Source organism: Azotobacter beijerinckii (assembly GCF_900110885.1).
Taxonomy (GTDB): Bacteria; Pseudomonadota; Gammaproteobacteria; order Pseudomonadales; family Pseudomonadaceae; genus Azotobacter; species Azotobacter beijerinckii.
Window position 1 is genome coordinate 1 of the sequence record NZ_FOFJ01000101.1, and the last position, 7765, is coordinate 7765.

Genomic DNA, 7765 nt, shown 5'->3' on the forward strand with positions numbered 1-7765 from the left:
GGTTCTGAAGGTGGATCATCGGCTGACACTCGGGGCCTCATCAGAGCACGTAGCTTAGCCGGCCCGGTCCCAGTCAAACGGGATGTCCTGAACTGTCTGGAATCCATGAAGAGCCGTCTTCTTTATCTATGCTGGGATACCGAGTAGACCGCCGCCCCTGCCGTTTCTTTGGAAGCGGCTTCCTGCCTGGCATGAGCGGTGAGGCACGGGGTCGAGAGCGGTCTCAATGCTGACTCGCGGTAGGCCGAACCACGATTTCGCTCACATCCACGTCGTTGGGCTGGTCGATTGCATAGGCAAGCGCCCGCGCAATCGCATTCGGGGTCAACGCAACTCGGCGGAACGCCTTCATTTCCTCGCGCGCCGCTTCGTCGGAAATCGAGTCAGCCAGCTCGGACTCGACCACGCCCGGGCAGACTACCGTTACGCGGATCTTGTCTGTTTCCTGCCGCAGGCCATCCGAAATGGCTCTTACGGCGAACTTGGTGGCGCAATACACCGCGGCGGTAGGAGATACCGTGAGCCCGCCGATCGAAGAAATGTTGATGACCTGACCGTGCCCCTGGGCTTCCATCGTCGGCAGCACAGCGGCAATGCCGTGCAGCACGCCGCGGACGTTTACGTCCAGCATCCGGTTCCATTCAGCCACCTTCAGGGATGAGAGCGGTGACAGCGGCATGACCCCAGCGTTGTTGATGATGACGTCGATCTTGCCGAATTCTGCCTTGGCGAAATCGGCAAACGCCTGCATGTCGGTATGATCAGTGACATCCAGGGCGCGGCATCTCGCCGAGCCGCCTTGCGCATTGATATCCGCCACAAGCTTTTCCAGCCGATCAGTACGGCGCGCGCCTAGCACGACATGGGCGCCTTTGGCGGCGATGAGCCTTGCAGCAGCCTCGCCAATCCCGCTGCTTGCACCTGTGATCAGTACGACCTTGCCTTGAATGTTCGACATAACCGGATCTCCTCGCTTGAAATCATCACTGTGGGCTCAGCTCCTTCCTCCTGCGCGATGTGCTGGTGGATCGAACTGAGTACGGTGCGATGCTAGGGAAGAGCGGCGAACGGGCGAATGCCGATACCTCCATGGCGCTTGCCTATTTCTGCCTGGCCGGTTGCTGGATAGCGAGGTGTCGGGGGCAGTGAGGCCAATGAACCAGGTGCGAAGGGCCTGCGTATCGTGCCGTCAGGTCAGCTTGTATGGGGTTGTGGTGTCCATGTTGGATCGGATCTCTTGCAGTCCGGATTGGGCTGTGCGGAAGCGAGTGTCGGGCCCTCTGTGAGTTCGAATTAATCGAATATACTCTTCGATATTAGCCGTCTATTTAGATAAGAGAACTGCACGCAGAATTCTCCTCATTGCGGCTCACCAGGGTGGTGGGTCCTTCAAGAGGAAACAGCCATGACGCAACCCATCGCACTCTCCAGCGCCACCGACAGCTCTGTCACGCTCTCCGCTTCGGCCTCACTCGCCGGTCGCGTGCTGCTGAGCGCCATCTTCGTGCTCTCGGGAGTCTCCAAGATCAGCGCCCCTGCTGGCATGATCGGCTATATCGAATCGGTCGGCCTGCCGTTTCCGACCCTGGCCCTCGCGATTGCCATCCTTGTAGAAGTGGTAGGCGGCATCGCCCTGATCCTGGGTTACCGCACTCGCTTGGTTGCCGCGGGGCTCGCGCTGTTCAGCGTCGCCACCGCCCTCGCGTTCCACAACGAGCTGGCCGACCAGAGTCAGTTCATCCACTTCTTCAAGAACATCGCCATGGCCGGCGGGCTGCTGCAGGTGGCCGCCTTCGGCGCCGGTCGTTTCAGCCTGGACGCACGTCGCGCCTAATCCTGCGCCGGCTCCTGTTGCCGGCTCCTTCAAGCAGCTCTCAACTTTTCGAGGTGACACATGAAAGCGATTCGCATAGCGCAATACGGGCAACCAGAGGGTTTCGTGTTCGAGGAACTGCCTTCGCCGGTGCCGGGCAAGGGTGAGGTACTTATCGAAGTGGCAGGCAGTGGGGTCAATCCAATCGACTGGAAGGTTCTCTCCGGTGCAATGAAAGCCTTCATCCCGCTGGAGCTGCCCTACACGCCGGGCGTCGAGGTAGCCGGTCGAGTGGCGGCGGTAGGCGACGACGTTCGCGGCTTCTCCGTGGGTGACGAGGTATTCAGTTTCATCAATATTGTCGGTGGTTACGCCACCGAGGTTCTGGCCAGCGCGGACCGTCTCGCCCATCGACCGGGCCGGTTGTCGGCCCTGCAGGCAAGTGGCGTTCCGGCTGCGGCGCTGACCGCCTGGCAAGCGCTGCATGAGCATGCGCAGATCAAGCCAGGGCAGACGGTGCTGATCCACGGCGCCGCTGGCGGGGTCGGCAGCATGGCGGTGCAGATGGCGCGGATCGCCGGCGCCACCATCATTGCCACGGCCTCGGCGCGCAACCATGAGTACCTGCGGGAGCTAGGTGCCTCTCAGGTGATCGACTACACCCAGACGCCGTTCGAAACCGTCGTGAGCTCGGTCGATGTCGTGCTGGACCTGGTTGGTGGCGATACGCAGACACGTTCATGGTCGGTACTGAAGCCTGGGGGTGTACTGGTTTCCCCAGTGAGCCCGCCTGACGCCGCACAGGCAGAGGCGGTCGGTGCAACGGGCAAGCATTTCGCGGCACGCTCCGATGGCGCTCAGCTTCAGAAGATCGCCGCGTTGTTCGAGACGGGCGACCTGGTAATCGAAGTGGAAGTGCTGCCCTTATCCCAAGCCGAAGGCGCGTTGCGCAAGAGCTGGGGGCGGCACATACGTGGCAAGCTGGTCCTCGATGCCAGTTTGTAAACGCGGCGCGTCGCAGAGAGCTGGCCAAGCCGGGCGATTGCCCGGCTTTTTTCGTCCGAAATTTCGCGACATCGCCGGCAGGCTCGCAACAGACGGTAGGTCGAGCCTGCGAGAGACTGACCCTCATCGCGGGCCGCAAGGCGAACCGCGATATCCACGACGCGAGAGGAGACAGCTGATGTCCAGACTCGAAAAATCCGATTACCCGCTGGCCAAGATTCGCCGCTATCTCGAGACCGGCCCCATCGTGCTGGTCACCTCCGCCTGGCAGGACGAAACCAACATCATGACCATGGGCTGGCACCTGATGATGCAATTCAGCCCTGTGCTCTTTGGCTGCTACATCTGAGAAGGCAACCACAGCTACGAGTTGATACGCCGCAGTCGCGAATGCGTGATCAACGTGCCCACGGCTGACTTGGTCGATGCGGTCGTTTGTGTCGGCAACAGCTCGGGAAGGTCGTCGAACAAGTTCGAGACGTGCGGATTGAGCGCAGCGCCTGCCAGCCGTGTGGATGCGCCCCTGATCGAGGAGTGCTATGCGAATTTCGAATGCCGGTTGGCTGATGATCGGCAGATAGACGAGTACGGCCTGTTCATCTGGGAGGTGGTGAAGGCCCATGTCGCCACGGCAGTCACCGAGCCGGATACCTTGCACTATCGCGGGCAAGGGCAGTTCCGGGTGGCCGGCCAGGTGCTCGATCTGAGCGAGCGCTTCAGGCCGCAGAACCTGTAAGGCCCGTGGCGAGCATCACGCCTGGCGATAGGCCCTGGGCGTGACGCCCACCTCGCGGCGAAATACCTGGGAGAAATGGCTCGGGCTCGAGTAGCCGACCTCCATCCCGATGTCGATGATGCTGCGGTCCGTCTCGAGCAGCAGATGGCGGGCGCGCGCCATGCGCAGGCGGATGAAGTACTGCGAGGGCGACAGGCCGGTGGCGCGCTTGAACATCCGGCTGAAGTGGTACTCGCTCAGATCCGCGATTTCGGCCAGGTGTGTCAGGCTGAAGTCGTCGGCCAGGCGCTCGCTCATCGCTTCGATGACGTGCCGCAGCTTGTACGCCTGCAGCGCATTACCGCTCCTGGCAACGCTGTGCGGATCAAGGTAGGTGCGAACCAGATGTACGGCCAGCGCCTGCGCCAGGCTACGTGCGAAAAGCGGGCTGGGCTGGCGCTCGCTGATCAGCTCAATGCGCAGCTGATCCAGCATGAACCTCACCCGTTCATCCCGTGCACCGGACACATCGAGAAAGGTCACCGGGGTGGCGTGTTTGCCCAGCAGATCCCGTGCGGCCTGATCGATCAGTGGCAGGCCGAGATATAGGTGCATCACCTCGAAGATATCGCCGTCCTGTGTTTGCCAGCGCATCTCATACGGCTCGCTGGTGTTGGTGAGGAAGAAATCGCCGGCCTGAACGTTGGCGGCTTCCCATTCCCCGCCGAGGGAGCGTTCTTCGATGTTGGCGGCGCCGGCCAGCACCAGCACCAGCAGCGGTTCCACCACGGCGGGAACCAATATCGGCTCGACGATGGTGTGATGGGTGAACAGCTGCACCACCACATCCTGCATCTGCGGGCGCGACGGCAAGGCCTGCTGCTCGCCAGGCAGATAATGCAGCATCGATTCGGCGGTGATGCGTTGGGCATCACTCAGTGGCGGTACATCCGGTTCGGTCTGGTGCACAGCATGCTCCCATCGGCAAAGCCCTCAAGCGAGGGCTGCGATCGATAGGGTAGCGCAGGGATGGGCAGCCTCGATTAGGTCGACCCGACCGGCTCAGCTGGCCAGTGCAGGAATAGGCGCATCCAGCGCAATGGCGGCCCGGACCGGGTCGAAGTATTCGCGGATGAAGGCCAGCTTGCCGTTTTCGACGCGGACGAACAGCACGTAGTCCTGCTGGTAAAGACGTCCGGTCGGCTTGATCAAGCCCTCGGCCTTGACCTCGGCACTCGCCTCGGAGGGGGCAGCGCCGGGGTGCACCTTCAGGTCATGGAAGCGGAAGTTCTCCACGGCGCCGACAAACCAGCCGACGTGGCTGAGCACCTGATCGCGCCCACTGAGGCGGGCCGGATGACCGAGCGCAGGCGCGAACGGCAGCTCCCACACCAGGTCGTCGGCGATCAGCGTCTTCCACCGTTCGTGGTCATCGACAAAGGTTTCGAAATGCAGGTGCAACAGCTGCTCAGCAGTATTCATGGTCATCGCTCGTTTCAGTAACAGAAGGGAAAGGGCCCGCCATTGGGCAAGTTTCGACCATCAGCCGAACAGCTTGGTGGCGGTCTTGGCGATCAGTTCACCCTGGTGGCGGGCGCCGGCCAGTTCGGTTTCGCTGGGCTGACGAGAGCCGTCGCCGCCGGTGATGGTGGTCGCGCCATAAGGTGCACCGCCGACCACTTCGGAAACGCCCATCTGGCCCTGGTGGCTATACGGTAGGCCGACAATAGTCATGCCGAAGTGCAGCAGGTTGGTGATGATCGAGAAGAGCGTGGTTTCCTGGCCGCCATGCTGGGTGGCGCTGGAAGTGAACGCGCCACCGATCTTGCCATTCAGAGCGCCGCGCGCCCAGAGCCCGCCGGCCTGGTCGAGAAAAGCCGCCATCTGGCTGCTGATGCGACCGAAGCGCGTGCCGGTGCCGACGATGATCGCGTCGTACTGTTCCAGCTCGGCGACCGTCGCGACCGGCGCCCCCTGGTCCAGCTTGAAGTGCGCGCCCTTGGCGATTTCCTCGGGCACCGTTGCCGGGATGCGCTTGACGTCTACCTGCGCACCGGCTGCGCGAGCGCCTTCGGCCATCGCGTTGGCCATGGTCTCGATATGACCGTAGGACGAATAGTAAAGGACCAGAACCTTAGCCATGTGATGCCTCCATTTAGGTAGTTGCCAACGGCGCCGTCGCCGAGATGGAGGCAATGTCGCACGGCAATATGATCGACAAAAGGCGACTAATTTCGACCGTTACGTTCAGTTTTATCGAACGGTCAGTATCCCGCTGCCGCTTGTGCCTTGAACCGCTCGATCAACCAGTTGGCCGCAGGACCGGGTGGCGTGTCGGTGCGGTAGATGATGTCGAACACATAGTCACCGCCGACGCAGTCGGGCAGGTCGAGTCGCACCAGTCGGCCGCTGGCCAGATCGTCGCGCACCATGTCGATCGGCATGTTTCCCCAGCCGATGCCTTCGCGAAGCAGCATGTGCTTGGCGCCGAGATCGGCCAGTCGCCAGGTGCGAGTGCCAACGATGGCAAACTCCTGATCCTCAGTGAGCTTGGAACGATCGGTGAGTACCAACTGTACGTGCTCGCGGCCGGCGCCGGGCGCGTGCGGCCCGTGCTGGGCCAGGGGATGGTCGGGCGCGGCTACCGGTATCAACGCCACCTTGCCCACGCCGATGCGTTCGATGCCGTCGATGCTCGTGGTCAGCGGGCCGCTGAGCCCGAGGGTCGCGCCGCGTTCGAGCACCCGTTGCGTCACCGCGCCGAGGGCCTCGATATGCAGATGTAGCGACACGGTGGGGAACTGCTCGCGAAAGGCCTTGAGCGCATCGACCACCCGCTCACTGGGCAACATCACGTCGAGTACCAGGTGCACCTCGGCTTCCAGACCATGCAGCAGCCCGCGAACTTTGGCCCGCAAGCCGTCGATACCGGTGTATATCGTCCGGGCCTCGGCCAGCACCGTGCGCCCGGCGTCGGTCAGTTGTGGCTTGCGTGTGGTCTTGCGGTCGAAAAGGCTGACGCCCAACTGCATTTCCAGATTGGCGATGGAATAACTCACTACCGACGTGGCGCGATGCAGCTTGCGCGCCGCACCGGCAAAACTACCGATGTCGACCACCGTGAGAAACACGCGCAACTGGTCCAGCGTAGGGGTACCCGGCTCTGAAATCATTTCGAATTCCTCGAACGTTTCTGTGCATATTATCCGGGTTTTTCCGATAAGACAGCGGGCCTAGAGTGACGGCACTTCACTCATTCAGCGAGACCCGCCGTGACCGTCCAGACGTCCAGCCCCAGCGCTATCGAGCAGATCATTCTTCCCAACGTGCGTGACATCGGCGGTTTCGATGTGCGCCGTGCGCTGCCCTCGGCGCAGTGGCGGATGGTGGGGCCGTTCATTTTTCTCGACAGCTTTGGCCCGGTGGTCTTCAGGCCGGGAGAGGGCGTGGACACCCGCCCGCACCCCCACATCGGCCTGTCTACCATCAGTTATCTGCTGCAGGGCGAGATGCTGCACCGCGACAGCGCCGGGCACATCCAGCAGCTTCGCGCCGGGGAGATCAACCTGATGACGGCTGGGCGCGGCATCGTCCACTCCGAGCGCTCCAGCGATCCGGTCCGGGCGAGCGGCGGCAGGCTAAAGGGCTTTCAAGCCTGGGTAGCGCTGCCCGAAGCGCACGAAGAAACCGACCCGGGCTTTCAGCACCTGCTCGCCGAGCGCATCCCGCTGATCCAAGGGGACGGTGCTTCGCTGAGCCTGCTGGCCGGATCTCTCGAAGGCGTCCAGTCGCCCACCCAGACGGTTTCTGATCTGTTCTACGCCGACCTCCAGTTGCAGGCGGGCGCGTGTTATCGCTTGTCGGCCGAGCACATTGAGCGCGCCCTCTATATGGTGGGCGGCGAGGTCGAGGTGGTCGGTCAGCCGGGGCGCTTCGGCGCTGATCGTCTGGTGGTGCTTCGCCCGGATAGCGAGGTGGTGCTGCGCGCCGTCGGGCCCACCCGGCTCCTGCTGCTGGGTGGCGAGCCGCTGGAAGGTCGCCGACACATCTACTGGAACTTCGTCTCCAGCCGGCCCGAGCGAATCCTGCAGGCCGCCGAAGACTGGCGTGCCCGGCGCTTCCCTGACGTACCGGGCGATGACGAATTCATCCCGCTGCCCGCCGATTCGCAGGTGCGGTGGCGATTCAAGGCCACCCCTTTCAAGGTCTTTACGTAAACTCCCTTCCCTAAA

At 62.6% G+C, this 7765-nt stretch carries 9 protein-coding genes and 1 pseudogene; 5 read left to right on the plus strand and 5 right to left on the minus strand.

Features of this window, described 5'->3' with window-relative positions; translation table 11 throughout:
- Positions 1-223: 223 nt before the first annotated feature.
- Positions 224-958, minus strand: a complete 735-nt coding sequence (locus BMY22_RS22085; RefSeq protein ID WP_090625439.1) for an SDR family oxidoreductase — start codon at positions 956-958, stop codon at positions 224-226.
- 447 nt (positions 959-1405) lie between these two features.
- Here BMY22_RS22085 and BMY22_RS22090 point away from each other — a divergent pair, with 447 nt between their 5' ends.
- The 4 genes and pseudogenes from BMY22_RS22090 to BMY22_RS25115 form a co-directional block, all read left to right on the plus strand.
- The gene (locus BMY22_RS22090) at positions 1406-1834 is read left to right on the plus strand and encodes a DoxX family protein (protein WP_090625440.1); all 429 of its coding nucleotides are present in this window, start codon (positions 1406-1408) and stop codon (positions 1832-1834) included.
- Positions 1835-1894: 60 nt separating this feature from the next.
- The gene (locus tag BMY22_RS22095) at positions 1895-2818 is read left to right on the plus strand and encodes an NADP-dependent oxidoreductase (RefSeq protein ID WP_090625442.1); all 924 of its coding nucleotides are present in this window, start codon (positions 1895-1897) and stop codon (positions 2816-2818) included.
- Positions 2819-2996: 178 nt separating this feature from the next.
- Positions 2997-3167, plus strand: a complete 171-nt coding sequence (locus BMY22_RS25110; protein WP_244158972.1) for a hypothetical protein — start codon at positions 2997-2999, stop codon at positions 3165-3167.
- 18 nt (positions 3168-3185) lie between these two features.
- Positions 3186-3554: pseudogene (locus BMY22_RS25115) on the plus strand (flavin reductase family protein); the annotation flags it as partial.
- A 15-nt stretch (positions 3555-3569) separates the two neighbouring features.
- On the opposite strand, the gene BMY22_RS22105 reads toward BMY22_RS25115, so the two are convergent.
- The 4 genes from BMY22_RS22105 to BMY22_RS22120 all read right to left on the minus strand — a co-directional run bounded on the left by BMY22_RS22105 (position 3570) and on the right by BMY22_RS22120 (position 6706).
- Positions 3570-4439, minus strand: coding sequence for a helix-turn-helix domain-containing protein (locus tag BMY22_RS22105; protein ID WP_090625447.1), 870 nt, complete (start codon positions 4437-4439; stop codon positions 3570-3572).
- Positions 4440-4595: 156 nt separating this feature from the next.
- Positions 4596-5015, minus strand: coding sequence for a nuclear transport factor 2 family protein (locus tag BMY22_RS22110; RefSeq protein WP_089169851.1), 420 nt, complete (start codon positions 5013-5015; stop codon positions 4596-4598).
- 60 nt (positions 5016-5075) lie between these two features.
- Complete coding sequence (wrbA, locus tag BMY22_RS22115; RefSeq protein WP_090625443.1) at positions 5076-5675, minus strand: NAD(P)H:quinone oxidoreductase; 600 nt, start codon at positions 5673-5675, stop codon at positions 5076-5078.
- Between the two features lie 122 nt (positions 5676-5797).
- On the minus strand, positions 5798-6706 hold the full coding sequence (locus BMY22_RS22120) for a LysR family transcriptional regulator (RefSeq protein WP_090625444.1): 909 nt from the start codon (positions 6704-6706) through the stop codon (positions 5798-5800).
- 99 nt (positions 6707-6805) lie between these two features.
- On the opposite strand from BMY22_RS22120, the gene BMY22_RS22125 reads away from it, so the two are divergent.
- Positions 6806-7750: a pirin family protein gene (locus tag BMY22_RS22125; RefSeq protein ID WP_090625446.1), complete on the plus strand. Its 945-nt coding sequence runs from the start codon at positions 6806-6808 to the stop codon at positions 7748-7750.
- Positions 7751-7765: the final 15 nt, after the last annotated feature.

Bases quoted from the DNA above. Each gene is read 5' to 3' on its own strand.
- BMY22_RS22085 (WP_090625439.1), bottom strand. From the start codon at position 958: ATGTCGAACATTCAAGGCAAGGTCGTACTGATCACAGGTGCAAGCAGC.
- BMY22_RS22095 (WP_090625442.1), top strand. From the start codon at position 1,895: ATGAAAGCGATTCGCATAGCGCAATACGGGCAACCAGAGGGTTTCGTG.
- BMY22_RS22105 (WP_090625447.1), bottom strand. From the start codon at position 4,439: ATGCTGCATTATCTGCCTGGCGAGCAGCAGGCCTTGCCGTCGCGCCCG.
- BMY22_RS22110 (WP_089169851.1), bottom strand. From the start codon at position 5,015: ATGAATACTGCTGAGCAGCTGTTGCACCTGCATTTCGAAACCTTTGTC.
- BMY22_RS22120 (WP_090625444.1), bottom strand. From the start codon at position 6,706: ATGATTTCAGAGCCGGGTACCCCTACGCTGGACCAGTTGCGCGTGTTT.
- wrbA (WP_090625443.1), bottom strand. From the start codon at position 5,675: ATGGCTAAGGTTCTGGTCCTTTACTATTCGTCCTACGGTCATATCGAG.
- BMY22_RS22090 (WP_090625440.1), top strand. From the start codon at position 1,406: ATGACGCAACCCATCGCACTCTCCAGCGCCACCGACAGCTCTGTCACG.
- BMY22_RS25110 (WP_244158972.1), top strand. From the start codon at position 2,997: ATGTCCAGACTCGAAAAATCCGATTACCCGCTGGCCAAGATTCGCCGC.